The organism is Alteromonas sp. B31-7, assembly GCF_015767655.1.
GTDB classification, from domain to species: Bacteria; Pseudomonadota; Gammaproteobacteria; order Enterobacterales; family Alteromonadaceae; genus Alteromonas; species Alteromonas australica.
Genome location: NZ_CP065233.1, coordinates 4,582,801 through 4,609,080 on the forward strand (window position 1 = coordinate 4,582,801; position 26,280 = coordinate 4,609,080).

At 44.3% G+C, this 26,280-nt stretch carries 31 protein-coding genes; 3 read left to right on the forward strand and 28 right to left on the reverse strand.

The annotated features are described in order from the left end of the window. Window positions 1-3 precede the first annotated feature (3 nt). Together IUA53_RS20060 and IUA53_RS20065 are read left to right on the forward strand one after the other, a co-directional pair. Complete coding sequence (locus IUA53_RS20060; RefSeq protein WP_044058586.1) at window positions 4-1,005, forward strand: LacI family DNA-binding transcriptional regulator; 1,002 nt, start codon at window positions 4-6, stop codon at window positions 1,003-1,005. Window positions 1,006-1,099: 94 nt separating this feature from the next. Then, window positions 1,100-1,570, forward strand: coding sequence for a nuclear transport factor 2 family protein (locus IUA53_RS20065; protein ID WP_196897727.1), 471 nt, complete (start codon window positions 1,100-1,102; stop codon window positions 1,568-1,570). A 49-nt stretch (window positions 1,571-1,619) separates the two neighbouring features. Here IUA53_RS20065 and IUA53_RS20070 read toward each other — a convergent pair whose 3' ends face one another. From IUA53_RS20070 to IUA53_RS20080, 3 genes are all read right to left on the reverse strand, one after another. Then, the gene (locus IUA53_RS20070) at window positions 1,620-2,261 is read right to left on the reverse strand and encodes an OmpA family protein (protein WP_044058587.1); all 642 of its coding nucleotides are present in this window, start codon (window positions 2,259-2,261) and stop codon (window positions 1,620-1,622) included. 231 nt (window positions 2,262-2,492) lie between these two features. Next, window positions 2,493-3,686 carry an HD-GYP domain-containing protein gene (locus IUA53_RS20075; RefSeq protein WP_196899635.1) on the reverse strand — a complete coding sequence of 398 codons (1,194 nt, stop codon included), beginning with the start codon at window positions 3,684-3,686 and terminating at the stop codon, window positions 2,493-2,495. A 58-nt stretch (window positions 3,687-3,744) separates the two neighbouring features. Then, window positions 3,745-4,083, reverse strand: coding sequence for an MGMT family protein (locus IUA53_RS20080; RefSeq protein WP_196897729.1), 339 nt, complete (start codon window positions 4,081-4,083; stop codon window positions 3,745-3,747). A 100-nt stretch (window positions 4,084-4,183) separates the two neighbouring features. Here IUA53_RS20080 and IUA53_RS20085 point away from each other — a divergent pair, with 100 nt between their 5' ends. Then, the gene (locus IUA53_RS20085) at window positions 4,184-4,774 is read left to right on the forward strand and encodes a tRNA-uridine aminocarboxypropyltransferase (protein ID WP_196897730.1); all 591 of its coding nucleotides are present in this window, start codon (window positions 4,184-4,186) and stop codon (window positions 4,772-4,774) included. Here the strand turns inward: IUA53_RS20085 and IUA53_RS20090 are convergent. From IUA53_RS20090 to rpmH, 25 genes are all read right to left on the reverse strand, one after another. Then, window positions 4,771-5,370 (reverse strand): glutathione S-transferase family protein, encoded by a 600-nt coding sequence (locus IUA53_RS20090; protein WP_044058590.1) that lies wholly within the window; start codon window positions 5,368-5,370, stop codon window positions 4,771-4,773. The genes IUA53_RS20085 and IUA53_RS20090 overlap by 4 nt on opposite strands. A 36-nt stretch (window positions 5,371-5,406) precedes the next feature. Next, entirely contained in the window at window positions 5,407-6,369 is a 963-nt protein-coding gene (locus IUA53_RS20095) for a hypothetical protein (protein WP_196897732.1), read from the reverse strand. Between the two features lie 66 nt (window positions 6,370-6,435). Next, window positions 6,436-7,419 (reverse strand): hypothetical protein, encoded by a 984-nt coding sequence (locus IUA53_RS20100; RefSeq protein WP_196897734.1) that lies wholly within the window; start codon window positions 7,417-7,419, stop codon window positions 6,436-6,438. A gap of 221 nt (window positions 7,420-7,640) precedes the next feature. Next, a complete protein-coding gene (locus IUA53_RS20105) occupies window positions 7,641-8,054 on the reverse strand; it encodes a F0F1 ATP synthase subunit epsilon (protein ID WP_044058593.1) in 414 nt (137 codons plus the stop codon). Window positions 8,055-8,113: 59 nt separating this feature from the next. Continuing rightward, a complete protein-coding gene (atpD, locus tag IUA53_RS20110) occupies window positions 8,114-9,499 on the reverse strand; it encodes a F0F1 ATP synthase subunit beta (protein WP_044058594.1) in 1,386 nt (461 codons plus the stop codon). A gap of 33 nt (window positions 9,500-9,532) precedes the next feature. After that, window positions 9,533-10,393 (reverse strand): F0F1 ATP synthase subunit gamma, encoded by an 861-nt coding sequence (gene atpG / locus IUA53_RS20115; protein ID WP_196897735.1) that lies wholly within the window; start codon window positions 10,391-10,393, stop codon window positions 9,533-9,535. A gap of 57 nt (window positions 10,394-10,450) precedes the next feature. Then, window positions 10,451-11,992 (reverse strand): F0F1 ATP synthase subunit alpha, encoded by a 1,542-nt coding sequence (atpA, locus tag IUA53_RS20120; protein WP_044058596.1) that lies wholly within the window; start codon window positions 11,990-11,992, stop codon window positions 10,451-10,453. A gap of 13 nt (window positions 11,993-12,005) precedes the next feature. Then, the gene (gene atpH / locus IUA53_RS20125) at window positions 12,006-12,539 is read right to left on the reverse strand and encodes a F0F1 ATP synthase subunit delta (RefSeq protein WP_044058597.1); all 534 of its coding nucleotides are present in this window, start codon (window positions 12,537-12,539) and stop codon (window positions 12,006-12,008) included. 14 nt (window positions 12,540-12,553) lie between these two features. After that, on the reverse strand, window positions 12,554-13,024 hold the full coding sequence (gene atpF / locus IUA53_RS20130; RefSeq protein WP_014951452.1) for a F0F1 ATP synthase subunit B: 471 nt from the start codon (window positions 13,022-13,024) through the stop codon (window positions 12,554-12,556). A 45-nt stretch (window positions 13,025-13,069) separates the two neighbouring features. Then, window positions 13,070-13,291 (reverse strand): F0F1 ATP synthase subunit C, encoded by a 222-nt coding sequence (gene atpE / locus IUA53_RS20135; RefSeq protein WP_012520222.1) that lies wholly within the window; start codon window positions 13,289-13,291, stop codon window positions 13,070-13,072. A 104-nt stretch (window positions 13,292-13,395) separates the two neighbouring features. Continuing rightward, window positions 13,396-14,229: a F0F1 ATP synthase subunit A gene (atpB, locus tag IUA53_RS20140; protein ID WP_044058598.1), complete on the reverse strand. Its 834-nt coding sequence runs from the start codon at window positions 14,227-14,229 to the stop codon at window positions 13,396-13,398. Between the two features lie 71 nt (window positions 14,230-14,300). Beyond that, a complete protein-coding gene (locus IUA53_RS20145; RefSeq protein WP_044058599.1) occupies window positions 14,301-14,696 on the reverse strand; it encodes an ATP synthase subunit I in 396 nt (131 codons plus the stop codon). 206 nt (window positions 14,697-14,902) lie between these two features. After that, window positions 14,903-15,781: a ParB/RepB/Spo0J family partition protein gene (locus IUA53_RS20150; RefSeq protein ID WP_196897737.1), complete on the reverse strand. Its 879-nt coding sequence runs from the start codon at window positions 15,779-15,781 to the stop codon at window positions 14,903-14,905. A gap of 44 nt (window positions 15,782-15,825) precedes the next feature. Next, window positions 15,826-16,620: a ParA family protein gene (locus IUA53_RS20155; protein ID WP_044058601.1), complete on the reverse strand. Its 795-nt coding sequence runs from the start codon at window positions 16,618-16,620 to the stop codon at window positions 15,826-15,828. An 11-nt stretch (window positions 16,621-16,631) separates the two neighbouring features. Further along, window positions 16,632-17,267: a 16S rRNA (guanine(527)-N(7))-methyltransferase RsmG gene (gene rsmG, locus IUA53_RS20160; RefSeq protein ID WP_044058602.1), complete on the reverse strand. Its 636-nt coding sequence runs from the start codon at window positions 17,265-17,267 to the stop codon at window positions 16,632-16,634. Window positions 17,268-17,317: 50 nt separating this feature from the next. Continuing rightward, complete coding sequence (gene mnmG / locus IUA53_RS20165) at window positions 17,318-19,219, reverse strand: tRNA uridine-5-carboxymethylaminomethyl(34) synthesis enzyme MnmG (RefSeq protein ID WP_196897739.1); 1,902 nt, start codon at window positions 19,217-19,219, stop codon at window positions 17,318-17,320. Window positions 19,220-19,881: 662 nt separating this feature from the next. Beyond that, entirely contained in the window at window positions 19,882-20,703 is an 822-nt protein-coding gene (locus tag IUA53_RS20170) for an ATP-binding protein (RefSeq protein WP_044058604.1), read from the reverse strand. A 4-nt stretch (window positions 20,704-20,707) separates the two neighbouring features. Further along, window positions 20,708-21,379, reverse strand: coding sequence for a DnaT-like ssDNA-binding domain-containing protein (locus tag IUA53_RS20175; RefSeq protein ID WP_044058605.1), 672 nt, complete (start codon window positions 21,377-21,379; stop codon window positions 20,708-20,710). Beyond that, on the reverse strand, window positions 21,376-21,813 hold the full coding sequence (mioC, locus tag IUA53_RS20180) for an FMN-binding protein MioC (RefSeq protein ID WP_196897741.1): 438 nt from the start codon (window positions 21,811-21,813) through the stop codon (window positions 21,376-21,378). Before mioC ends, IUA53_RS20175 begins: the two co-directional genes overlap by 4 nt. Window positions 21,814-21,816: 3 nt before the next feature. Beyond that, the gene (gene mnmE / locus IUA53_RS20185; RefSeq protein ID WP_044058607.1) at window positions 21,817-23,205 is read right to left on the reverse strand and encodes a tRNA uridine-5-carboxymethylaminomethyl(34) synthesis GTPase MnmE; all 1,389 of its coding nucleotides are present in this window, start codon (window positions 23,203-23,205) and stop codon (window positions 21,817-21,819) included. Between the two features lie 3 nt (window positions 23,206-23,208). Then, window positions 23,209-23,691, reverse strand: coding sequence for a YajQ family cyclic di-GMP-binding protein (locus IUA53_RS20190; protein ID WP_044058608.1), 483 nt, complete (start codon window positions 23,689-23,691; stop codon window positions 23,209-23,211). Window positions 23,692-23,756: 65 nt separating this feature from the next. Next, the gene (yidC, locus tag IUA53_RS20195) at window positions 23,757-25,418 is read right to left on the reverse strand and encodes a membrane protein insertase YidC (protein WP_196897743.1); all 1,662 of its coding nucleotides are present in this window, start codon (window positions 25,416-25,418) and stop codon (window positions 23,757-23,759) included. Window positions 25,419-25,428: 10 nt separating this feature from the next. After that, on the reverse strand, window positions 25,429-25,677 hold the full coding sequence (gene yidD / locus IUA53_RS20200) for a membrane protein insertion efficiency factor YidD (protein ID WP_196899637.1): 249 nt from the start codon (window positions 25,675-25,677) through the stop codon (window positions 25,429-25,431). Beyond that, complete coding sequence (gene rnpA, locus IUA53_RS20205; RefSeq protein ID WP_044449170.1) at window positions 25,662-26,021, reverse strand: ribonuclease P protein component; 360 nt, start codon at window positions 26,019-26,021, stop codon at window positions 25,662-25,664. The genes yidD and rnpA overlap by 16 nt, the downstream gene beginning before the upstream one ends. 16 nt (window positions 26,022-26,037) lie before the next feature. Continuing rightward, window positions 26,038-26,172 (reverse strand): 50S ribosomal protein L34, encoded by a 135-nt coding sequence (rpmH, locus tag IUA53_RS20210; RefSeq protein WP_014290886.1) that lies wholly within the window; start codon window positions 26,170-26,172, stop codon window positions 26,038-26,040. Window positions 26,173-26,280 lie beyond the last annotated feature (108 nt).

Consider the following 26,280-nt stretch of genomic DNA (forward strand, 5'->3'; position numbering starts at 1 on the left):
TACGTGGCTACCATATATCAAGTTGCAGAACGTGCGGGGGTATCACTATCAACGGTATCTCGCGTGTTAAATGGAAAAACCACCGTAAACGCTACTCTAAAGGCGAAAGTCGAAAAAGCGATGTTGGAGCTAAACTACCGCCCTAATTCGGTAGCGCGCTCTCTCGCCACCAGCCGTTCTGACAGTGTCGGCATTTTAGTGTCTGAATTAAACACCCCCTTCTTCGGCGATTTAATGCAAGGGGTAGAATCCACCCTGAGAGTAGCTGATAAGCACGTTATTATTACCGTAGGCCATAACAACCTTGAGACCGAGCAAGACGCGGTTGAATTTTTGATCAGTAGAAATTGTGACGCGCTAATCATGCATGCAGAAGCCATGCGAGATGAAGATCTTGTTGCGCTTAATGAAAAGCGTTTGCCTATCGCTTTGGTGAATAGGCAAGTCACTGGCCTTGAGAATAATTGTATTGCCCTTGATAACGAGAAAGGCGGTTACCTTGCAACCTCACATCTGCTTGAATTGGGACACAAGGATATCGCCTACATATCTGGCCCCATGAAAATTCGTGACGCCTGTCACCGTTTGAAAGGGCACAAACGGGCACTTGAAGAAGCAGGTGTCCCTTATAACCCTATGCTCACTTACGAGGGTAACTATGAGGAAGAAGACGGGAAAATAGGCTTACTCGAGCTACTATCTAGAGATACCCCTTTCTCTGCCTTGGTGTGTGCAAATGACTGGATGGCGTCTGGAGCGATGAGCTGCGCGCGAGACCTTGGAATGAGCTTACCGCAAGATTTATCCATTGTGGGATTCGACGACGTGGTATTCGCTCATCACGTTTACCCTCGGTTAACGACGGTAAGCAACCCGATTGCAGATATGGCGAAAATGTCAGCCCAATATATCCTCAATACGTTGTACGGCCATACCCATCACGTTCAGCACCTATTTGAACCTACCTTGGTGGTGCGGGAGTCAACGATGGCGCACGATGGCTAGCAAAACGTCCATCAAGGGATTGATGGCACAGTGAAGACTTATTTTACAAATGCCGTTATGCTGGTGGAAACACGCCAGTAAAGCGAAGGATAAAATGAGGTATATAACACTGTGTATATCGTTGTTCATCAGCACGGCAGGATGGGCCAACACGGATAGCAAAGCAGACATAAACCACGTATTAGATGAATTACACGCCCAAGCTGCAGCCGCAAACTTTGATAAATACTTCGCGGTTTATACCCCTGATGCCATTTTCATCGGAACCGATGCTGAGGAAGTATGGTCCATTCACGCCTTCAAAGCATACGCAAAGCCGTATTTTGACCAGGGGAAAGGTTGGACCTATCACCCAAGAAATCGCCATATTTACTTGTCAGAAAATCAACAAATCGCTTGGTTTGATGAGCTATTAGACAATGTGAACTTAGGTGAAACCCGTGGCACGGGCGTGTTAGTCAATGAAAATGGCCAATGGAAGGTCGCTCAGTACCATCTGGCTATTCCCATTCCTAATGCGCTTGCAGATGACATCGCTTCGCAAATAAAGGCACATCAGCGCTAACAAAAAACGCCGCGTAAAGCGGCGTTGTATTGATGACTCTCAACATCAATTACGTATTCGATTGTGTGAGTGGTTGAATTTCAAGTTCTACACGACGGTTCATTGACCGGTTCGCCGCACTACTGTTAGGTACTTTAGGCGCGTACTCACCCATACCTACAGTGGTAATTCGCGTAGGGTTAACCGAATAGTTAGTGAGTACATTTTTAACTGCGCTAGCTCTACGCTCTGACAATGCTTGGTTGTACTGCTCCGACCCCGTGTCATCGGTATGACCTTTAATCATTAGCACCGTTTTTTCGTAGTTATTTACCACGTTCGCCACATCTTGCAGCACAGGGTTAAAGTTTGGGCTAATGGTTGAACTGTCTGTTGCAAACGTGATGTCGCCAGGCATGATTAAACGTAAGTTATCGCCTTCACGTACCACCTGCACACCGGTGTCTGATAATTCGCTACGCAGCTCTTCTTCTTGTTTATCCATGTAGTTACCAATTGCTCCACCGGCAATTGCCCCTACAGCCGCACCCCATGCGTAACGGCTCTTATCATTGTCACCTGTCGCCTTACCCAGTAATGCGCCTACTACAGCGCCTATTGCGGCACCTTTTTGCGTATTGTTAGGATCATTAGCACAGCCAGCCACACTAAGTGATGCTGCAATCAAACCTACTGCTATTGTCTTTTTCATAAATTTCACTCCATTGTAATTTGCGTATTTGCAAAAATGTTAATTGGAATTGCAATTAGCGTTCCAATCAATGTTTATGCGTTAACAAGGATAACGATGCTTAATAAGAATAGCGCCATAATACGCTATGTTATATGAACGTACGCTAAACGGGGGAGATATTGGTACCTATGCCAGGTAAATTCTACACGTGGCTTGTAAGCTCAACCTGTCGCTGTTTAAAGACAAGCATTACCCAATAGAGACTGAGCGCTCAAAAAACGCGTTCACATCAATATTATAATCTGCCGCTATCACCGCTTTTGAGACTTTTACATTTTTCTCTGTGGTCAAATTCACATCTTTTGGCTCTAAGAAGTGACTGTTTCTGACTGAGTAGAACACTTTCACTATTGGCGCGAGTGGGGCATTGGTTTGTTCAACCACCATCGCTAATCGTTCGTTTGAAAGTAATACAAGGCTGCCCACAGGATAAACGCCCATGCACTTTATGAACTGCTGCACCAATGCGAGGTCAAGCCGCTCTGGGGCGTCTGACATTAAGATCGAAAATGCCTTTTGGCTCGACATACCGGCTTTATAAACTCGATCTGCGGTAAGGGCATCGTACATATCGGCAATGGCCAGCATACGGCCAGCTTGACTGATATTCTCCCCTTTTGTTCCTGCTGGGTAGCCAAGCCCATCTAACCTTTCATGATGCTCGCTAATCGCTTGAATTAACCCCACATCTAGTTCCGTTTGCTTCAAGAAATCCACGCCATGTACTACGTGTCCTTTCATGATTTCCATTTCAGGATCGGTAAGACGTCCAGGTTTATGCAGAATTTCATCCGGAATTTTTATTTTGCCTAAGTCATGCAGAAAACCTGCGTATGAGAGATCTTGTACATCGTCTTCAGACATCCCCAAATAGCGGGCAAAATTAGCCAGTAAAATCGCAACGTTTAATGAATGCTCTAGGAGATAGTCGTCTTTCTCCCTAATTTTAGTCAGGCACAAGAGGGCATCAGGGTTTCTATCTATTGAACTCACAAGGGATTGTGAAAATGCTTTTGGGATACTACTGTCAAACGGTTGCTCTTTTTTAACGCTATTTAACAATAGCTTCTGGATGGCCTTACCTTGTTTATGGAGTTTGGTGGCCCGGACCAACTCACTTTCTAAACTGGCGCTCTTTCGTGGTGTATCCTCAACAGCTTCTTTTTTGTTTTCTTGCTCGCTTTCATCCTGTTCTGACGCCACTTTAAACGCTTTTGATGTATCAATAACTAAAGAAACCACCCCCCGTTTTATTAGGGTATCAACAATTGCATCAGAAGTGACCCGACCTTGGTTCTTCACCGAAAGCTGCCCTTTTTGTTCTACAATTTTATGCACAAACATGCCGGGCTTAAGTTGATTAATCGATATTTTTTTTAAAATATTGGGTGTCATAGTTGTCCTAAGCTCATCACTTGCACCACACGGGTAAAGTATGAACCTAATAGCGTAGCTTTTCCAAAAGAGTATACATATCTGGCTGCCATTGAAAGGAAGCCATGCGCACCCTGTTATTTGTCACAAGCACCCCTTCTGATAAAAGTCGGCGCCGCTGATCATTAGCCTGTTCAGAGTTCTCGGGAAACGCAATTTTACCGTCACTTCGAATAACACGGTGCCAATTAATTTGCGTTTCGCTGGATTTTAAATATTTTGCAATAAGCCTGGCCTTTCCCGGCAACCCTGCCAGATCAGCTAACTGGCCGTAGCTCACAACCACGCCAACAGGCACCATAGAAAGTGTAGATTCGATCCGCTGCTGATATTGTATATTAACCATATCACATATTATTCCTTTCCCTTGTGGCTAGCAAGGAACGTGGTATTACACATTAGGCGTATTATAATGAATGTCCAACAGCTTAAAGAGGCGTACTGATATGCGGGCATATTGCGATAGTTGTCACTATCCCAAATCTACCTGTATTTGCAACAGCATCACCACGTTCGCATCACCAGTGCGTATTTTCATACTACAGCATAAACGCGAAGCCTCTCATGCTAAAAACACGGCCCGGCTAATCCGGCTATGCATCCCCGATAAGGCTCACATCATCAATGTCAGTGATGATGAGGCTATGGCTAGGTTACAAGAAACTTTGGATATTGAATCCACGGCAATCCTCTATCCCAGTGAGCGTAGTGAAATTCTGGAAATGAAAGCGGCGAAACTACGTAGTGAACTAACCACGTTAATTCTCATAGACGGGAGCTGGAAGCAAGCCTACGGTATTATGAATAGCCATACATGGTTAGCCAACATACCCGCCTATAAATTTGATCAAGCGCCTTTATCTGACTATCGAATTCGTCATACCCAAGTTGCCAATAGCCTTTCTACGTTAGAAGTCACCGCCTACGCGCTCAACATTTTATACGGCTGTAGCACGCAACCGCTGTTATCGGCGCAAGCGGCCATGCAGCAACATTGGCAGGCGCCTTCTTGTCATCACAGATTTCATCGAGATTAAGCCTGCATTGCCACAAACCCTTTTTGCTCTTTTATTAACCCTATCCAGTTTCTTATGGCTGGATAAGCGGATAAATCAAAGCCACCTTCGTGCGCAACATGGGTATACGCAAAGAGCGAAATATCCGCTAATGTGATGGTATTTGCGATAAGAAAAGGCGAGGTGGAAAGCTGCTGCTCCATCACTTCTAACGCTTTGTAGCCCCCAGCCTGTTTAGCCTCAAATTCCTGTATTCTAGATGCCGGCATCCCTAGGTAGATATTGATATAGCGTGCTACAGCAATATAGGGTTCATGGCTGTACTGCTCGAAAAACTGCCATTGCAGCAGTTGAGCAAAGTCAAAAGGAGACGTCGGAATTAGAGGCGTGCCAGCAGCAAGGTAATGCATAATGGCGTTAGACTCCGATAATATACGGCCGTCATCTAACTCTAATACTGGGATTTTACCATTCGCAGATTTTTCGATAAATTCAGGGGTGCGACTTTCTCCCTTCATAATATCAATATCAATCCACTCACACCCTTTGCCCAGTAACGCTAGCAACAGTTGAAGCTTGTAACAATTACCTGAGCGTTTATCACCGTAAATTCGCATCGTTTATCTTCCAGTAGTCACATTGGACTCATTAAACTATCGCCACCAAAAGAACTCAACACATTTGAACAGAAACCAAGAAATGGGAAAAGGCGCTAAACAAAGTACCACTAAAAGCCGGCGTATTTTCTTTAACGATAGCATCAGTGCCTCTTTTTTAGTTTCTAGCGATTCTATGCGTTCACTAACCACACTAGGAGGCAAAACCACGTGCTTAGACGCTATCAGGGTATTAATTTCATTTTCTTGGTCTGCAACAATTATTTTTGAGACCTGGTGGATTCTTCGACTTAATTGCACCATAGGCCAAAGCAGATACATGGATGCACTAATGAAAAACATAAACAGCACAATTAAATCAAAAAGAGGGACCACCTTGTTTATCCAAAACACGGGGGCAATGGCTAAACCTGTTAATGCCATCACTGAATTCGCTAGCGCCATAGATAACACGCTTTTTAGCAGCACCAGCTCTTGCTGAGGCTCAGAAATAGTGCGGGTTACCAAGCGCCTAAGGTAAAATGTGTTGGTAAAAATCTGTAATAAGAATAAGACAAACAACAGCCAAAAGAGGATAGAGGTAATAGCAATAATGAACACTTCTGGCTCGTGAATGCGCGAAATAAGGTTTTCCGCAACCATATAGAATATGGGCATACACAACCCTATTCCTGTGGCCACTATGACATGGTGAATAAACTGATGGGACAGTCGGTTTTTGTGCAATGTAAAATGACTTAATTGATTGGTTGCCACCAGAATTGATATGAGCGTACTGGCCACATTTTTATGAATAATGCGAATGGTCAACCAAAACAAGGAGGTTAGGAGTGATGTGCCTAACGCAGTGTTGAAGTGCCGCTGAGCATCTTCACCATGAATAGGCCATGTCAGAACGCCAACGTAATAATGAACGCACAGGAGAACAACGAGCAAACACAATGGATACGCCCACATGCTCGTAGATTGGTTGGTTTTTTCGTAAGCACTAAATTTCATTTTTATAATATATCGAAATGACAGCTGACGGGTAAGCGAAGGCAAGCACTTAATTGCATGCAATGATCAGGAAAATGGGGACGCGACTAACCATTCAAGGAGCATTATCAGCGACCATGAAAAAGGAATCGCGCTTAAGCAAGAAAATATCCGCGACCAATCTCTAACATCCATCACACGCGTCGACAGCGTTGCAATGGATTCTTTTTCGTTTTCCAAAAGCTCTACACTTTCATATTCAGTATCAGTATTTTTATGTCTATAGGCGCTGATGGCCTTATTTATTTTTTCATCTAACGTGGTTAGCACACGTGCTTTTTCGCTTCTCACCTTTGCTATCAGTTTTACCACCGGCCAAAACAGATAGAGCGCAAAGCTGCCGCTAAATAGTGCCAGTATAAAAATGTCTATTGATGGCACATCTTTTCTAAACCAAAAGATAGGGATCAACGCTATTGCGCCCATTGAAAATATAGCGTTCGTCAGCCCCAACTTTATAAGTACCATTAAAGATGCCAAATAGTCTTTTGTACTATTGGTGTCAGGTAAGACGTTATTGATGATGTAGCGCGTATTCGAGGTAATTTGAAACAAAAATAGCCAGGTAAAGAACCAAAATGGCACTGCGGCAGCGGTTAAAATAAACACGTGCAACTCTTGGGTAACGGTGAGTAACTCTTCTAATACACAATAAATAACCGTGAGTAATATTGCGATGACTGCTGCATTAAATAAATGATGCTTAAACTCGTTTGAAAGACGGGTACGGTGTACTGAAAAGCGGCTCAATTGATTGGTTTTTACCAATAGTGATATTAAGCTGCTAGCCACATTTTGATGTAATACGCGAAGTGCAATCCAAAAATAACCCGTGAGAATAGACATTCCAATAGCGGAATTAAAGTCACGTTGAGCACGAACGTCACCTTCTGCGGGCCAATCGAGAGCCCCTGAATAGTAGTGAAGTGCTAACAGAAATAACATGGTAAGAAGAGGGTACAACGCAATACCGGCGTTATATTGCACATTCGTGTAAGGATTAAATTTCATTTTTTAGTATCAGTGTACACATACTTCGTTCAATCGCATTCACTATGAAGTGCAAGTTACACTCAGTAGTGTAAACGTCGTCGCATAATAAACCAATACGATATTTTCGGTGAATTGAGAATAGTTGTAACGAATCTTTTCAACCCATTGATTATCACTAAAAAGCTAGCCATAAAAAAACCCGCAAAATGCGGGTTTTTATGTATATAGTGCTGCTTTTCTTACTTACGTAACTTCTGAATAAGACGAAGTTGCGCGATAGCTTCTGCCAGCTCATGAGCGGCTTCTGCGTAGTTAAAGTCAGCGCCTGGGTTGGCGATGTGCTCTTCTGCACGTCGTTTGGCTTCTTCTGCTGCCTGCTCGTCAAGATCTTCAGCTCGAACGGCAGTATCAGCTAGAACGGTGACATTACCAGGTTGTACTTCAAGTACACCACCAGCAACGTAAATAACTTCTTCTTCACCGTGCTGTTTAACCAAACGCACCATACCAGGTTTAATAGCAGAGATAAGTGGCGCGTGACCTGGGTGGATACCCAATTCACCTTCGCTACCTGTCACTTGAATCGTTTCAACTAAACCAGAAAAAATTTCTTTTTCGGCGCTTACTACGTCCAAATGTACTGTCATTGCCATGTGAACCTCCTGATTAGGTACGTTAGCATGAATAAGGGCTAGCTACGCTAGCCACTCAATTATGCTTTTTTGGCTTTCTCTAGCGCTTCTTCGATTGAACCAACCATGTAGAAGGCTTGCTCTGGCAGGTGATCGTACTCGCCATCCAGGATACCTTTAAAGCCACTGATAGTGTCTTTAAGCGATACATATTTACCTGGTGAACCGGTGAATACTTCTGCTACGAAGAACGGCTGAGAAAGGAATCGCTGAATTTTACGAGCACGTGAAACCACTTGCTTATCTTCTTCAGACAATTCGTCCATACCTAGGATCGCGATGATGTCTTTCAGCTCTTTATAACGCTGAAGAACAGTCTGCACGCCACGTGCTACGTCATAGTGCTCTTGACCAATGACTAGTGGGTCTAGCTGACGAGACGTTGAATCTAGTGGGTCTACCGCAGGGTAGATACCAAGAGAGGCGATATCACGAGAAAGTACTACCGTTGCATCTAAGTGAGCAAAGGTTGTCGCAGGAGACGGATCAGTCAAGTCATCCGCAGGTACGTATACCGCTTGGATTGACGTGATTGAACCTGTCTTTGTTGACGTAATACGTTCTTGAAGTACACCCATCTCTTCTGCAAGCGTAGGCTGATAACCTACCGCAGATGGCATACGACCTAGAAGTGCTGATACTTCAGTACCTGCTAGGGTATAACGATAGATGTTATCGACGAAGAATAGTACGTCACGGCCTTCGTCACGGAACTTCTCAGCCATGGTTAGACCGGTAAGTGCAACACGTAGACGGTTCCCCGGTGGCTCGTTCATCTGACCGTAAACCAACGATACTTTATCAAGTACGTTAGAGTCGTTCATTTCGTGGTAGAAATCGTTACCTTCACGTGTACGCTCACCTACACCGGCGAATACAGAGAAACCACTGTGTTCGATAGCGATGTTACGGATAAGCTCCATCATGTTTACGGTTTTACCAACACCAGCACCACCAAATAGACCTACTTTACCACCCTTAGCGAATGGACAAACCAAGTCGATTACTTTGATACCAGTCTCTAGTAGTTCTACCGAGCTAGACTGTTCTTCGTAGCTAGGCGCTTCACGGTGAATAGACATACGCTCTTCTTCACCAATTGGGCCTGCTTCGTCGATTGGGTTACCCAATACGTCCATGATACGACCAAGTGTCTTCGTACCCACTGGAACCATAATTGGGTTACCGGTGTTTTCTACTGCAAGACCACGTTTTAGTCCGTCAGTAGTACCTAGTGCGATGCCACGAACAACACCGCCACCTAATTGCTGTTGCACTTCCAGGGTTAGCCCTGACAAGTCACCTTCGGTAACTCGTAGTGCGTCATAAACTCTTGGTACCGCATCTTGTGGAAACTCAATGTCCACAACGGCGCCAATGATTTGGACGACCTTACCTTGACTCATAATTAGTCCTCGTTATCTCTTTTAAACCTTTGCCTACACCGCTGCGGCACCGCTAACAATCTCACTAATTTCTTGTGTGATTGCAGCTTGACGCGCTTTGTTATATACCAATTGCAACTCATCAATAAGGTTGCCGGCATTGTCGGTTGCTGCCTTCATGGCAACCATTCGCGCAGCTTGTTCTGACGCTGCGTTTTCTACAACACCTTGGTACACCTGAGATTCAATGTAACGTACCATTAATGCTTCCAAAATTTCTTTTGGATCTGGCTCGTAAATGTAATCCCAACGATGTTGATATTCTTCGTCTTCCGACTTTGGCAAAGGCAATAACTGATTGATCACAGGCTTCTGTGTCATGGTGTTAACGAAGTCATTGAATACCAAGAATACTCGGTCAATCTTACCTTCGTCGTACGCTTTAAGCATAACGCGTACAACACCGACTACATCGCTCACAGACGGCTTATCACCCAATCCAGATTCAGCAGCAAGCAAAGTGCCGCCAAAACGGTTGAAGAAAGAGCACGCTTTAGAGCCTAGTGCAGCAAAATCCACCTCTACACCCTGGTCGCGCCATTTCTTCACGTCCTGAGTGACAAGCTTAAATTCGTTGGTGTTCAAGCCACCACATAAGCCTCGGTCAGTGGAAATCACAATGTAACCAACACGCTTGATTTCACGCTCTTCCAAATAAGGATGGCGATATTCAAGGTTACCGTTAGCAATGTGACCAATCACTTTAAGCATATTTTGTGCATATGGACGACCAGAGGCCATGCGTTCCTGTGCCTTTTTCATTTTAGACGCAGCAACCATTTCCATCGCACTGGTAATTTTTTGAGTATTTTTAATACTCCCAATCTTACCTTTTATTTCTTTACCGCTGGCCATGACTATCTCTCCGATTACTCAACGAGTGCGCTGGTGGTTAAACACCAGCACCATTGATTACCAAGTTTGTGTCGCTTTAAAACTAGTTAAAGCGTCGTTCAACTTAGAGGCAATCTCGTCGTTGTAGTTACCTGTTTCGTTGATAGTCTTCATAAGGTCAGCATGTTCGCTGTTCATATAAGAGTGAAGCGCCGCTTCAAAATCTAGGATCTTGTTAAGCTCGATACCCTTAAGGAAACCTTTTTCTACCGCGAACAGGGAAACACCCATATCAGCAATTGAAAGTGGCGCATATTGCTTCTGCTTCATTAGCTCTGTTACGCGCTCACCGTGTTCAAGTTGCTCACGAGTTGCATCATCAAGGTCAGAAGCGAACTGCGAGAACGCCGCCAGTTCACGATACTGAGCTAGGGCTAGACGAATACCGCCACCCAACTTCTTGATGATCTTAGTTTGCGCAGCACCACCAACACGAGATACTGAGATACCAGCGTTAACTGCAGGGCGGATACCGGCATTAAACAAGTCAGTTTCTAGGAAGATCTGACCATCAGTAATCGAGATTACGTTAGTAGGTACGAAGGCTGACACGTCGCCCGCTTGCGTTTCAATAATTGGAAGCGCAGTCAGTGAACCCGTTTTACCTTTCACTTCGCCGTCTGTGTAACGCTCAACGTATTGCTCGTTTACACGTGCAGCACGCTCTAGTAGGCGTGAGTGAAGATAGAAAACATCACCAGGGTAAGCTTCACGACCAGGAGGACGCTTAAGTAGTAGTGAGATTTGACGGTAAGCAACAGCTTGCTTAGACAAATCATCATATACGATGAGTGCGTCTTCACCGCGGTCACGGAAGTATTCACCCATAGTACAACCAGAGTAAGGCGCTAAGTATTGAAGCGCAGCAGACTCAGATGCAGATGCTGCAACCACGATAGTGTGGTCTAGGGCACCATGCTCTTCTAGTTTACGTACTACGTTAGCGATAGTAGATGCTTTTTGACCAACCGCAACGTACACACATTTAATGCCTGTACCTTTTTGGTTGATGATTGCATCAACAGCCATTGCTGTCTTACCACACTGGCGGTCGCCGATGATAAGTTCACGCTGACCACGACCTACTGGGATCATGGCGTCAACAGACTTATAACCGGTTTGAATAGGCTGGTCTACCGACTGACGTTCAATTACGCCAGGTGCAATTTTTTCTACTGGTTCGAAACCAGCAGCGTCAATAGCACCTTTGCCGTCGATAGGCTCACCCAGTGTATTTACAACACGTCCTAGAAGTGCGTTACCTACTGGTACTTCAAGAATACGGCCAGTAGATTGTACTTTATCGCCTTCTTTAAGATCCGCGTACGGACCCATTACAACCGCACCTACTGAGTCGCGCTCAAGGTTTAGTGCAATTGCGTAACGGCTTCCAGGAAGCTCTATCATTTCACCTTGCATTACATCGGCAAGGCCATGAATGCGGATAATACCGTCAGTAACTGCGACGATAGTACCTTCATTGCGTGCTTCACTGCTTACATTGAACTGTTCAATTCTTTTCTTGATCAGTTCAGCAATTTCAGTGGAATTAAGTTGCATGCTCTTATCCCCGTTATGCTTGCAACGCGTCTGCGAGACGGTTCAATTTCGACTTTACGGAACCATCAATAACTGTATCACCGGCGTTTATTACCATTCCAGCGATCAGGGCAGGGTCCACGTTACAATTAAGCTTCACTTTACGTGCCAAACGTTTCTCCAACGACGCAATCAAGTCTGATTGTTGTGCATCGGTCAGCGTAGATGCTGACGTTACGTCTACGTCAATTTCTTTATCGTACTCTGCTTTAAAGGCATCGAACATTGTTGAAATTTCCGGTAACGCGGCTAAACGTTTATTCTCAGCCAGCACCTTAATTAGGTTTTGACCATGTTCATCGAGTTGCTCACCGCACACATTATTAAAAATGTCGGCAAGTGTGTCTGCAGCAACAGCACCCGTTAGTAACGCGTGCATTTCGTCGTTTGCAGCAACAGCGCCTGCGAAGGTTAGCATTTCTTGCCATTTCGCTACGACGCCTTTCTCAATGGCGAAATCGAAAGCAGCTTTAGCGTAAGGACGAGCAACGGTTGTCAATTCAGACATGGCTCATCTCCCCTTTAAAGCTCTGCGACAAGTTTTTCAACAATGTCGTTTTGCGCGTTAGCATCGATTTCACGTTGTAAGATTTGTTGTGCACCAGCTACTGCCAGGGCAGATACCTGCTTGCGCAAATCCTCTTTGGCACGATTGCGTTCTGCTTCAATTTCGGCATAACCAGACGCGATAATTTTCTCGCGTTCTGCGTGACCTTTCTGCGTTTCTTCGTCAACCAATTGGTTGGCGCGCTTTTTGGCCTGCTCGATAATTTCAGCTGCTTGCGCTTTCGCATCTTTCAATTGCTCAGTGGCTTTCGCTTGAGCAAGTTCTAGGTCTTTCTCTGCGCGTTCAGAAGCTTCTAGCCCATCAGCTATTTTCTTTTGACGCTCTTCAATCGCTGCCATCAGCGGTGGCCATACATATTTCATGCAGAACACCACGAACACAGCGAAGGCGATTAATTGACCAATAAAAGTGGCGTTAAAATTCACTATCGCCCCTCCTCTTAAAGTTCGCTAAAAAAGTGTTTAGTAATATTAGGCACCAACAGCGAACAATAGGTATAGAGCGATACCAACACCGATCATCGCGATGGCGTCGATAAGACCCGCTACGATGAACATCTTAACTTGTAGTTGAGGTGCTAGTTCAGGTTGACGAGCAGCAGATTCTAGGAATTTGCCACCTAGTAGACCGAAACCAATAGCGGTACCTAGGGCACCAAGACCGATCAGTAGTGCAACAGCGATGTATAACATGTACGTCTCCGATTTAAGTTAAATTTAAAGTTAATGTTAAAAGTAAAACTCGGTTATCAACCGTGCTGACATTTCCAGGTGATATCAACACGGGTCAATGCTTATTAATGGTCTTCGCAAGCCAAGCTTAAGTACACGATGGTTAGCATCATGAAAATAAACGCCTGTAGCGGAAGTACCAGAATATGGAACACAGCCCACATAAAGTGCAGTGGAAGCTGGAAGTAACCAATGGTAGCTATCAAGATAAAGATTAGCTCACTGGCGTACAGGTTACCGAACAAACGCAGTGCTAATGAAAGCGGACGTGCAAGTAAGGTAACGGTTTCCAGAATGAAGTTCACTGGAATGAAAATAGGGTGGCCGAAAGGCTGCATGGTAAGTTCTTTAGCAAAACCACCAATCCCTTTCATTTTGATTGAATAGAAAAGAATAAGGATAAACACGCCGGCCGCCAGAGCAAACGTTAGGTTAAGGTCCGTTGTTGGTACGGCCTTATTGTATACGTCGTGTGGATCCATACCGAAGGCGGCTTGACCGATAAGGCCAGATACCCAAGGGATTAAATCAACCGGCACTAAGTCCATTAAGTTCATAAGCAACACCCATACGAAGATGGTCAGTGCTAATGGTGCAATCAGGGTGCTTTTACCGTGGAATGTGCTTTTCACGTTATCGTCAACGAACTCCACCACCAATTCAACAAACGCCTGCATTTTACCAGGTACGCCTGTAGTGGCTTTTGAAGCTACGCTTCTAAAAATAACGAGGAACAAGATGCCAAGGCCAATAGACCAGGCTAGTGTGTCGACATGCCATGCCCAAAAACCAGCATCAGAACACGCTTTGTTAAACGCGATTCCGTTGTCAGTTGAGCACATAGTGGCATTGGTCAAGTGGTGCTTGATATATTCTGAGGTAGTGTATTCAGATGCCATTGTTTAACCTAAGTTGTAAAGTGTAAAAATTGGTGACTGGTTCCAGTGCATATTCACAGCAAGACACATTGTTAGTTTTCATTATTTTTAGTGCCGTAATGGAACATGGCCAGTCCATGACTGGCGGTTGTAACGACATAGGCCAAAAATACTTCTATCGGCGCGGCATTTAAGCCTGCAAATGTCACTACAAATAAAATGATTGTCAGTGCCAGTTTCATTTTAGAACCCTGGCTAAAACTTTTTGCTACCAGTGCATTCTTTCTTGCACCCGAATAACGAAACGCGAACCACGAAAATACGCTTGTTGGCAGTATGCTAATAAGTGCACCTGCCGCCGCCGACATTGCCGAGTGACGGTTGAACATCACCGCAACAATCACAACGAGACAGACAGCAGTAATAACCTGAACAATAAAGCCTCTTCTGGCTAACGCTTTACCTTGTCCAGCTAGTGTAATATTCACTTTTCTCCGCTGCGTGTTCACGACTAACAAAAAGCGTCAGAAGTATACTGTTTTATCGGCAATTTTCAACAGTACATCGCATTTTGAAAGTTATTCTGAAAATTTTCTATTGCTATAACCGGAAAGGAGACTATCCAAAGAGATGGTCTATTTACCGAGGGTTCGCGAAAAGGGCGCACATATAGCCTTACGCCATTAAAGTTAACCTATTGTATTTTAGATAAAATTCCATCTAATTGCTGCAAATCACTAAAGCTAATGACTAGCTTACCTTTTCCTTTTGCATTGTGGTCGATAGTCACAGGTGCGCCTAAATTTTCTGAAAGTCGCGTCATAAGTTTTTGAACATCGGGATCAGTTTGCTTTTCTTGTTTAGGTTTTGCCGGCTCAAGCAACTTTTTTACTAACTTTTCAGTATCTCTAACGGTTAACCCTTTTCCTGATACCACGTGGGCAGCTTCCGATTGGGACTCTCCATCAAGTGCTAACAACGCACGTGCATGTCCCATTTCAATATCACCATGTTCAACTAACAACTTAACGTCGTCATTCAGGTTATTTAAACGTAGAAGATTAGTGACCGTAGTGCGAGATTTTCCTACCGCTTCTGCCACTTCTTGATGGGTAAGCGCAAATTCGTTCATCAATCGGTCAAGGGCTTGCGCCTCTTCCATCGCGTTTAGATCTTCCCGTTGAATATTTTCAATTAACGCAATGGCAACCGCCGCCTCATCTGGCACGTCTTTAACTAAACAGGGAACTTCATCAAGTTGCGCCAATTGAGACGCACGCCAGCGACGTTCACCGGCAATGATTTCATAGCGATTTTGATCAATTTTTCTTACCACTATGGGCTGAATCACCCCTTGTGCACGAATGGATGACGCTAATTCCTCGAGGGCCTCGGGTGACATGTCTTTACGAGGCTGGTACTTACCCGGCACCAAAAATTCGATGGGAATTTTGCTTAATTCGCTTTGCCTGGCTTCAACCGACGCCGACTCCCTATCTTTTTGCGACGATGATTGGCTGGTAGCTAGTAGTGCGTCCAAACCACGGCCTAGCCCTCTTTTACGTGCTGACATAGTCCCCTCAATGGCATCTTTCGATGCGTTCAGCTTATTATGATTTAACTTGCTTTCGCTTGCGCTGGCGCTAATTTGTCTCGGCGGCGTAGAATTTCACCAGCCAGAGCTAAATAGGCTTTAGCCCCCGTGGAAGATTTATCGTAATACATGGCCGGTGTGCCGAAACTCGGCGCTTCGGCTAAACGTACATTTCTAGGAATAACCGTTCGATATACCTGCTCACCAAAGTGACGTTTTAACTGTTCTGAAACGTCATTTGCCAGCCGATTTCGCGGGTCGTACATAGTACGCAATACGCCTTCAATCTTCAATTCAGGATTCACCACCGATGCTAATTTTTGAATGGTATCCATTAGGGCAGTTAACCCTTCTAATGCATAGTATTCACATTGCATGGGTACCATCACTGAATCTGCGGCGGCCAAGGCGTTTACCGTTAACTGATTTAACGACGGCGGGCAATCAATAAAAATGAAATCGTAATAGTCCATCACAGGTTTAAGTGAGTTGCGTAAACGCACTTCTCGGGCAAACATTTCCATCAACTTGATTTCAGCCGCCGTGACATCACCATTTGCGGCAATTAAATCATATTTGCCAGAGGTATTTTTTACGATGACTTCATCAATGGGTTTATCTTCGATGAGAAGTTCAAAAGCGGTAGCGTCAACCTCGTACTTATCTACACCACTACCCATGGTAGCATTGCCTTGGGGATCTAAATCGATAAGCAGTACTTTGCGCTTTGTTGCTGCCATTGAAGCAGCAACGTTGACGGCAGTGGTTGTTTTTCCCACTCCACCTTTTTGATTCGCGATTGCGATTACCTTAGCCAAAATGAATCCTGTTATGCTTTTTTAATCCAAACCAGATGTCTTTCGCCCACCAAATTCGGCACAGTGAGATTTTCCGTTCTAATCACCTGGTAGTGATTACTCACTTCTTCAATTTCATCTTGCGGATATTGCCCTTTGAGTGCCAAAAATAGCCCTTCTGAATCTACCAGATGTTCGCACCAGTGCAACATATCTTTTAGAGAAGCAAACGCGCGACTAAGCACAATATCGTAAGGTTTTATTGGTTGGTGCGCTTCAACACGACTCTGAAGAGGCGTGACATTTTGCAATTTAAGCGAATGTGCGCATTGTGTCATAAAGCGTACCCGTTTACCTAAACTATCAAGCAAGGTAAATTGTTTTTCTGGAAACGCGATAGCGAGGGGCATACCCGGTAAGCCCGGACCCGTTCCTACATCAATAATATTCGATTCAGGCAAATGGGGCATAATGGCTAACGAATCTAGAATATGTTTCACCATCATCTGTTTGGGGCATCTTACCGAAGTAAGGTTGTACGCTTTGTTCCATTTATCCATCAACAACACATATTCAACGAGTTGTGCTTGTTGATGACTATCGATATCTAATGCAAGGGCCTCAATACCCGAGGCCAATATTTCGTGTAATTCTTGCTTTAAGCTCATTAAGTTGGCTCTTATTGTAGACGGTAAGCCGTGGTAAGCGAGTGAATACCTTACGCGCTGATCTTATCTTGTTTTCTTAGCATGCCATGCTTTTTCAAATAAACTAGTAGCAACGAGATAGCAGCCGGCGTGATGCCCGATATACGGGAGGCCTTGCCAATAGTTTCAGGGCGCGCTTCGGTTAATTTTGCTACCACTTCGTTTGACAGCCCAGATATTTTACCAAAATCCAGATCAATTGGCAGTAGGGTGTTTTCATGGCGTTGCGTTTTGGCAATCTCATCCATCTGTCGAGCAATATAACCTGCATACTTAATTTGAATTTCGACCTGCTCAGCAGCAATAGGATCGCTTAACCCCGGACCCACACTTTCAATTTCCATCAACTGGCGATAGGTCATTTCTGGTCGACGAATGAGTTCTTCAAGAGAGTGTTCACGACTGACAGGATTTTTCAGTTTTGTGTTTAATTCAGGTGTAGCCGTGTGATCGGGATGGATCCATTGACCACGTAAACGTTGAAGTTCGCTTTCGACGGCGTCCATTTTTTGATTAAACTTAGCCCAACGATCATCATCAACCAACCCTATTTCGCGACCGAGGGCCGTTAATCGGCTATCTGCGTTATCTTCACGAAGCAGTAAGCGATATTCAGCACGACTGGTGAACATGCGATAGGGCTCTTTTGTTCCCATAGTGGCAAGGTCGTCAATAAGCACACCCATGTACGCCTGATCACGACGCAAAATTAATGGATCTTTTTGTTGTACTTGCAATGCCGCATTAGCGCCAGCCACTAAACCTTGCGCGCCAGCTTCTTCATAGCCAGTGGTTCCATTGATTTGCCCAGCAAAGAACAACCCTTTGATAAACTTCGTTTCTAAGGTTTGCTTGAGGTCTCGGGGATCGAAAAAGTCATATTCTATAGCGTAGCCAGGACGGACAATATGGGCATTTTCAAAACCTTTGATTGACCGAACTAAATTAACTTGAACGTCAAACGGTAAGCTCGTTGAAATTCCATTAGGATAAACTTCGATGCTGTTTAATCCTTCTGGCTCGACAAATATTTGATGCGAGTTTTTATCCGCAAAACGGGTAATTTTATCTTCAATGCTTGGGCAATAACGTGGCCCAATACCTTCAATAACCCCAGTAAACATGGGAGAGCGATCTAAACCACCACGAATAATGTCATGTGTTTTTTCATTGGTGTGGGTGATGTAGCAAGGAATTTGCGTAGGATGCATTTCCCTGTTACCCATGAACGAAAATACAGGTGTAGGGTTATCACCCGGCTGAGGCTGCATTTGCGTAAAATCAAGAGAGCGCGCATCTAAACGGGCAGGGGTACCTGTTTTCAAGCGATCAACCCTAAAGGGTAATGCGCGAAGGCGATCTGCCAGAGCAATGGAAGGAGGATCGCCTGCACGGCCTCCTCGGTAGTTTTCTAACCCTATGTGTATGGTGCCTCCAAGAAAGGTACCAACAGTCAGTACAACGCTCTTGGCTTTGAATTTTAAGCCCATTTGGGTGACTACACCCGTTACCTGATCGTTTTCAACAATGAGATCGTCAACACTTTGTTGAAACAAGGTTAGGTTTTCTTGGCTTTCTACTATTTTTCTGATCGCTTGGCGATATAGGGTTCTGTCAGCTTGTGCACGAGTCGCTCTAACTGCAGGTCCTTTACTCGAATTCAGCGTCCTAAATTGAATACCACCTTCATCAATCGCTAACGCCATAGCACCGCCAAGGGCATCAATTTCTTTAACCAAATGGCCTTTACCAATACCGCCAATTGCAGGGTTGCAAGACATTTGGCCAATGGTCTCAATATTATGGGTTAACAGCAAGGTACGTGAACCCATACGTGCGGCAGCAAGTGCTGCTTCTGTGCCAGCATGACCACCACCTACTACGATGACATCAAAGGCTTGGGTGTAAAACATGTAAAACCTCACAGTTAACCAAAATTGAAAAACGATATTTTTTCAGCAATACCTGAAAAAAGGGCGCGTATTTTATCTGACTTATTGCCTAAAGAAAATGGTTAAATTTTCTTCAATGGGTTTATTTATTTAGGCTCGATCGATTTTAATGATCTTAAGATCTCTTTTAGATCTGTTTATTTTTACTTTTATTAGGATCACCAAGATCTGTGGGTAAGCCATTAAAGCATTTTTAGATCATGATGTTACACGATCAATAACCTTGGGAAACACAGATCCATAACCCCCTCTTTATACTGTGCATAAACCCCCTATTTATCCACAATTGAATTTGTGGATAAAGTTATGCATTTCACGATCAAAGCTTATACACAGTGGTTTGTAGGATCCTATCCACAGGGCTGATCAAGATGTGATCGTTCTGGGGATAAAATGTTTGTTCTTTTCACTGTTGGATCTTATGATCGAGTAAATATAAGGGGTATAGCGCGATCATCTTGTGGAGGAGATCTTTCCACAATTCTAGTTCCGATCTCGTGATCACTACAATGTGATCAGGTTTAAATTCCAAATAATGTTGTGATTATTTTAGTTAATAATAAAAAAGACCCGAGATTAGGGTCTTTTTAGTCGTATTTATTGATTTATTATAACTATTATAATCATCTAACTTGATTAGGTTGATACCTCGGCGTCACATTTTGCGCTTCTGCTTCGTCTTGGATCAAGCCTTCACGTCTGCTTGGGCCCTGAAATCGAACTTTATAGGTGTCATATTCTTTGATCGATTCAAAACAATAACGGCCTAATGCGCTTTCGAGATCGGCTAAACTGTGATTTGTGATGATGATACAGTTCTTTTTATTTACCAAACGCTGGCGTAATAGGTTGCCTAACCAACTTTGGGTGTTCTTTTTAAGTACGGTTTCATTCACGCATACTTCATCGAGGATAAGTAAATCTACCTCTAATAGTTCTTGGTTTGCTTCTCTAAATTTCTGACCTACATTGTCTGTGGCACTGAAATCGTAAGAGAAATAGCGCATTTCCAACAACGTAGATAGCTGCCTGTAAAGCACTGATATTTCGTATTGTTCGATGAGTTGATGGGCAATTGCGCCAGCGATATGCGACTTTCCTCGGCCATAATCACCATAAAATAACATCATGTGTGAACCACTTTGACGCCAAGCAGGATCATCATGTGCCGCTATAAACGATTGGGCAATAGAAACGGCTTCTATCACGTCGTCGCTGTCTTCTACTAGATTCGCAAACGTCCACTTAGGGTTAAGATCTGAACGTCCGTGAATGGCTTGTACACGGGCTTTTTTACTGCGTTGCTGTAGTTGAGAAACCTCTTGATTCGCTTGCGTTTCGTAATGCTTTCGTAAGGTCTTATAGTCAATGTATTCGCCGTTGGGATCCACCGGCTTATTCAATGCTTTTGCTAAATTGGCAATTTTATCTGTAATGCGATCCATAAGCTCAACTCTTCTTTGTTGATGTGGCGTATTTTTCTACCAGCTTTCTTGCATTATCATCCGCTTCTATGCCTGGCGCAACTTTCACTTGTTGGCTGCCTATTTTTCGAGTGGGCTCATAGCCAGAAGCGACTCGTTTTCGTTTCATGGTATAGGCAAACTTTTGTGTCCATTGAAACTCACTAAATAGTGCGTTGGGACGCCCTAACCAGTAGGCGATAAACTCGCCTACATCTTCTTCATTATACTCAGCATCAATAATACCTATTAACCCTGCCATTTCTTCAAATAAGGCCAAATTAGGTTTCCATGAGGGTGACATGACGTAGTGAGATTTGTGTAAAGTATCAAAACTGTCATTGGATACGGTTAAAAGCGGTAAGAGGAGAGATTTACCGTTAATTGAGTGAGCTAAGTCTATTTCGCTGGGAAGTGCCACAAGTCCGGCTTGCTCTAGTTGCTTTAGCAAGCTATTGATTTGACGACCACGCTGATATGGTTGTTCTTTATTATCCCCATTTAGCAATGCTAATAACGGTTTGTAATCAATAGGCGCTGTGGCTGTTGTGGCTAAGTTGGCCGTGGGGCGTAATCCCAAGAAGTAGAGGACTCGCGCATCGTTTGCAAGGGGCGACGATAGGGCAGCGAGTTCTGCTTGGGTTAAGCCATTGCTCATGCGACGTCCACATTTGATTCAAACCAATGCACGGCTTCATCTTCAGGGATAGGGTGCTCTAGGACGTCAATATGCAAAGGGGCGGTAAGCAGTGTTGCGCCTGCATTGACTAACTTGGTTTCAATTTCTTTGGCACCGTAACAGAAGGTATCGTAGCTGGTATCGCCAAGGCCAATTATGACCACCTGGGTGCCGGGTAAATCCGCTGTGTTTAATGCTTTCGCGAACCCCTGAATATTGTCTGGTAGTTCTCCCGCACCATGTGTAGAAGTGCATACCACCCATGTGGCTTGGTGATTAATATCTTCAAGTTTGGGTTCTGTATGAATTGTGGTGGTGGCACCTTTTTCAGATAACGAGGCTGCAATGGCATCTGCCACATATTCAGCGGCACCTAACATAGTGCCAACAATTATTTCGTAGTGTTTAGTCATTGTTTATTTACCGATACAAAATGACGAAAAAATCTTACCTAGAAGGTCATCCGAGGTGAATTCGCCGGTAATTTCGCACAAAGCTTGATGAGCAAGCCTTAGTTCTTCCGCCAATAATTCCCCGGCCATGGCATCATTAAGCTGTTGATGGCCGGTGACCACATATTCATAGGCCTGTGCTAACGCATCGATATGACGTCGACGTGCGATAAACTGGCCTTCTGTGGTGGTGTCAAACCCCATGGTATTAGCCAAATGGGTTTTCAACGTTTCCACACCGTCGCCTTGTTTAGCTGACAAATTTATCACCGACACGTCGCCGTGGGCAGTGGTTACGGTAGTTAGCCCCACATTAAGGGTGCTTAAATCAGCTTTATTTCGGATCACGGTAACCGGCATACCTTGTGGTAGTTTGGCCATGAACTCTGGCCATATATCATAAGGATCGCTGCTAGAGGTAGTGGTGGAATCGATAACGAATAACACATGGTCAGCGTCTTTTATTGCTTGCCATGCCCGTTCAATACCTATTTGCTCTACTTTGTCAGGACTTTCTCGTAGGCCTGCGGTATCAATAATATGAAGGGGCATCCCTTGAATGTGAATATGTTCTTTTAAAACATCCCGTGTGGTACCTGCAATATCAGTCACTATGGCGCTATCTTTCCCTGCAAGCGCGTTTAATAAGCTAGATTTTCCGGCGTTTGGACGACCTGCAATCACCACCTGCATGCCTTCTCTTAACAGGCTACCTTGTTTCGCTTCTGCACTGACTTTTTTCAAGCTTTCCAAAATAGCATCTAAGTCACCCGCTACTTTCCCATCAGAAAGAAAATCAATTTCTTCTTCAGGGAAATCAATGGCAGCTTCAACATACATACGTAAATGGACAATTTGGTTGGATAGATGATTGATTTGCTGAGAAAACTCACCTTGTAATGAACGTAATGCACTGCGCGCTGCCTGTTGTGAACTCGCATCAATAAGGTCGGCAATGGCTTCAGCTTGTGCTAAGTCTAATTTGTCGTTTAAAAATGCTTGTTCACTAAATTCTCCGGGCTTTGCGAGTCGGGCTTTCCCTGTGGCGAGAATGGCGTCAAGCAACATGTCCATTACCACTTGTCCGCCATGGCCTTGCAGTTCTAGTACGTCTTCACCTGTAAATGAATTCGGCCCCTTAAAGAACAGAGCAATACCCTGATCTATCACATGCCCTTCTGCGTCCTCAAAGCGTGTGTAAGTGGCTAACCTAGGTGTTAAGGGTACTGGCACGAGTGCCTGGGCGATAACCTGAGCCTGAGGCCCTGAAACGCGAACAATACCCACACCACCACGACCGGGAGCTGTTGCCTGGGCAATGATGGTATCGGTTGATAGGGTGAGGTTTTCCATTAATTAATCACGAAAGTTTTTATATTGAAACGGTTGTCCTAAATCAGACGATTTAACTAAGCTAATGACTTGCTGCAAATCGTCACGCTTTTTCCCTGTAATTCTTAGTTCATCACCTTGGATAGCGGTTTGAACTTTGAGTTTCGCATCTTTCACTAATTTTACAATTTTCTTCGCCATTGGCTGTTCAATGCCTTCTTTAAACGCAATGGTTTGGCGATAGGTTTTACCATGAGCATCATAGGGCTTCACGTCAATGGCTGAGGTATCTACGCCTCGTTTAGCACAGGCGTTCCTAAACATGCTTTCCATTTGCTGAAGCTGAAATTCGGCTTCAGCTTTCATGACGACGGTTTTTTCTTTGTATTCAAAGCTAGCTTCAACACCACGAAAGTCAAAACGCGTAGATAGCTCTCTACTGGCGTTTTCGGTGGCGTTTCTCACTTCTTCCATATTAATTTCTGACACGATATCAAATGAAGGCATTTAACTTTTCCTCTTTAGACAAAACAGCCCGCAAGGGCGGGCTGTTTTTTAGTATTGCTAATAGCTTATTTGCTACTTATTCCCCGCTTCTCCATAGAAGCATATATCATTTTGGCTTGCACCAAGGTTATTACGTTACTGACTAGCCAGTAAAGTACTAATCCCGCTGGGAACCACAAGAAGAACACACTCATTGCTACCGGCATAAATTGCATTATTTTTTGCTGCATAGGGTCGGTAATGGTGGTCGGCTGTAGCTTCTGTAGTAGGTACATACTCAAACCGGTCAGGATAGGCAGTACGAAGTACGGGTCTTTCACTGACAAATCGGTAATCCATAATACAAAATCAGCGTGTCGCAATTCTACACTTTCCATCAGCACCCAATAAAGTGCTAGGAAAATAGGCATCTGTAGAAGCAGCGGTAAACAGCCACCCATAGGGTTAACTTTTTCTTTGCGATACAACTCCATCATGGCTTGTGACATTTTTTGTCTATCATCGCCAAAACGATCTTTTAGCTGCTGCATTTTAGGGGCTAGGTTACGCATGCGTGCCATCGACTCGTATTGTTTCTTGGTAAGCCAGTACATGGCACCTTTAACAATAACGGTAATCAGAATAATGGCCATACCCCAGTTATTCACTAAACTGTGTAGGAACGTCAGTAGTGCGAAAAGTGACTGTGAAATCCACCACAAAATACCATAGTCAACGGTAAGGTCTAAACCACGGGCAAGTTCAGCTAAGCTCTCTTGATCTTTCGGGCCCATGTACAGCTTCATACCGATGGTTTTGGTTTCGCCTGCAGTAATACTGTCGGCAGGGGGGAGTACGCCAATAACCGCATAACGGTCAGCTTGATTGCGAGAATACAACGTATTCACTTCGTCCTGTGAAGGTACCCATGCTGACACAAAGTAGTGTTCTAACATACCTACCCAACCCGCTGGCGTCGTCTCTTTTAAATCGTCATCGGCAATTTTGTCAAAAGAGTATTTGCTGTATTTGTCGTCTTCCGTTGAGTAGGCGGCACCACGATAAGTGGGCATAAACATGTTGCCATCGTCTTCAGCATCAATAACCTGCTTTAACTGACCATATTGTTGAACGTTAGCTGTCGTGCCAGTTTGGTTATTTATTGTATAGCTGACATCTACGTCGTAATGATTCTTCGTGAACGTGAAGGTTTTTGTTACGGTTAGACCATCATTGTTTTTCCATGTTAATGGAACTTCAAGGGTGTCACCTTTCATCTCGTAGAATGCAGATTGCGCACTGTAGACAGGACGGCCGCTAGCGCTTCCATCTGGACCCTGTGGGCCAGTTAATCCGCTTTGGGCGACGTAAAGGCCATTACCAGAACGCAATAAGCTGTATGGTTCTTCTGAACCTTGTTCAACGGGGAATTTCACCAGGTCAGCACTAACGACATCACCGCCGAGTAAATCTATGCGAAGATCGAGGGTATCAGTTTTTACTTCGATAATACGGTTGGTATTGGCAGCCTGATTACTTGGCACAGCAGCTGGTACGCTGTTGCCCGTGGGTACATCTTGTTGCGACTGAGTGTCATCAAAAGAAGGTACGCCTTGAGAAACAGGAGTGGTTTGCTGAGCTTCAATAGGTTGTACAGGCTGTGGGCCATAATCTTCTTGCCATTGTTGCCAAAGCATAAAGCTGACAAACGCCAAGCCAATTATCAGAAAACTACGTTGCGATTCCATATAGGTCTCTTTATTTTGAGTGTTTATCTTGTTGTTTTTCCGGTACTGGATCGTATCCACCGGCATGGAAAGGGTGGCATTTTAATATGCGTTTAATAGATAACCAACCGCCTTTTACCAATCCGTGTGTTTTTAATGCTTCGATAGCATACCATGAACATGATGGATGAAAGCGACATCGTTGCCCCAACACGGGTGAGATAAACCACTGGTACAGTTTTATCAGCACCAGAGGTAACGCAATTAAGATGCGTTGCAGCGCTTGGTTAATCTTTTCCATAGCTTATCCAAATTCGCATATACTTCCTGATTGCTGAGTTTGTCAGCGCCGGTTTTGCCAATTACGATGATGTCCACATTGGGTAAATCATGTTGCTTGTGACGAAAACTTTCGCGTATAAGGCGTTTCAACCTGTTTCGGTCGTGGGCTTTGCGAATGCGTTTTTTGGCTAGTGTTATGCCTAAACGTGGATTGTTACGGGAATTGGTTCTAGCTAGGATAGTAAAAGAAGGGGATACTGCTGGAATTGCGTTATCAAACACATAGGTAAAGTGGGTGGGAGTTAACAGACGTAACTCCCTCGAAAAATGATTCTCGCCCACTTTAGCGTCTTTCTAATTAAGCTGAAAGACGAGCGCGGCCTTTTGCACGGCGAGCTGCTAGTACTTTACGACCATTTTTGGTCGCCATACGTGCACGAAAACCGTGAGAACGCTTACGCTTCAAATTGCTCGGTTGAAATGTTCTTTTCATGACCAAAGTCTCACTTATATTTAGTTAAACATAGGCGTTTTTGGCATGCACGTTTCTCTGTTACCAGAGTCATGTGGTGTTCATCACCAGAAAAGCCCATCGAAAAAG

Coding starts and splice junctions, on each gene's coding strand:
- atpB (WP_044058598.1), bottom strand. CDS start 14,229: ATGGCATCTGAATACACTACCTCAGAATATATCAAGCACCACTTGACC.
- mnmG (WP_196897739.1), bottom strand. CDS start 19,219: ATGTTTTACACCCAAGCCTTTGATGTCATCGTAGTAGGTGGTGGTCAT.
- mnmE (WP_044058607.1), bottom strand. CDS start 23,205: ATGGAAAACCTCACCCTATCAACCGATACCATCATTGCCCAGGCAACA.
- atpA (WP_044058596.1), bottom strand. CDS start 11,992: ATGCAACTTAATTCCACTGAAATTGCTGAACTGATCAAGAAAAGAATT.
- IUA53_RS20190 (WP_044058608.1), bottom strand. CDS start 23,691: ATGCCTTCATTTGATATCGTGTCAGAAATTAATATGGAAGAAGTGAGA.
- atpE (WP_012520222.1), bottom strand. CDS start 13,291: ATGTTATACATCGCTGTTGCACTACTGATCGGTCTTGGTGCCCTAGGT.
- mioC (WP_196897741.1), bottom strand. CDS start 21,813: ATGACTAAACACTACGAAATAATTGTTGGCACTATGTTAGGTGCCGCT.
- atpH (WP_044058597.1), bottom strand. CDS start 12,539: ATGTCTGAATTGACAACCGTTGCTCGTCCTTACGCTAAAGCTGCTTTC.
- IUA53_RS20150 (WP_196897737.1), bottom strand. CDS start 15,781: ATGTCAGCACGTAAAAGAGGGCTAGGCCGTGGTTTGGACGCACTACTA.
- atpG (WP_196897735.1), bottom strand. CDS start 10,393: ATGGCCAGCGGTAAAGAAATAAAAGGTAAGATTGGGAGTATTAAAAAT.
- yidC (WP_196897743.1), bottom strand. CDS start 25,418: ATGGAATCGCAACGTAGTTTTCTGATAATTGGCTTGGCGTTTGTCAGC.
- IUA53_RS20170 (WP_044058604.1), bottom strand. CDS start 20,703: ATGGATCGCATTACAGATAAAATTGCCAATTTAGCAAAAGCATTGAAT.
- atpD (WP_044058594.1), bottom strand. CDS start 9,499: ATGAGTCAAGGTAAGGTCGTCCAAATCATTGGCGCCGTTGTGGACATT.
- IUA53_RS20175 (WP_044058605.1), bottom strand. CDS start 21,379: ATGAGCAATGGCTTAACCCAAGCAGAACTCGCTGCCCTATCGTCGCCC.
- IUA53_RS20070 (WP_044058587.1), bottom strand. CDS start 2,261: ATGAAAAAGACAATAGCAGTAGGTTTGATTGCAGCATCACTTAGTGTG.
- rsmG (WP_044058602.1), bottom strand. CDS start 17,267: ATGAGCTTAAAGCAAGAATTACACGAAATATTGGCCTCGGGTATTGAG.
- IUA53_RS20095 (WP_196897732.1), bottom strand. CDS start 6,369: ATGAAATTTAGTGCTTACGAAAAAACCAACCAATCTACGAGCATGTGG.
- IUA53_RS20105 (WP_044058593.1), bottom strand. CDS start 8,054: ATGGCAATGACAGTACATTTGGACGTAGTAAGCGCCGAAAAAGAAATT.
- IUA53_RS20080 (WP_196897729.1), bottom strand. CDS start 4,083: ATGGTTAATATACAATATCAGCAGCGGATCGAATCTACACTTTCTATG.
- rpmH (WP_014290886.1), bottom strand. CDS start 26,172: ATGAAAAGAACATTTCAACCGAGCAATTTGAAGCGTAAGCGTTCTCAC.
- IUA53_RS20090 (WP_044058590.1), bottom strand. CDS start 5,370: ATGCGAATTTACGGTGATAAACGCTCAGGTAATTGTTACAAGCTTCAA.
- IUA53_RS20100 (WP_196897734.1), bottom strand. CDS start 7,419: ATGAAATTTAATCCTTACACGAATGTGCAATATAACGCCGGTATTGCG.
- IUA53_RS20065 (WP_196897727.1), top strand. CDS start 1,100: ATGAGGTATATAACACTGTGTATATCGTTGTTCATCAGCACGGCAGGA.
- IUA53_RS20085 (WP_196897730.1), top strand. CDS start 4,184: ATGCGGGCATATTGCGATAGTTGTCACTATCCCAAATCTACCTGTATT.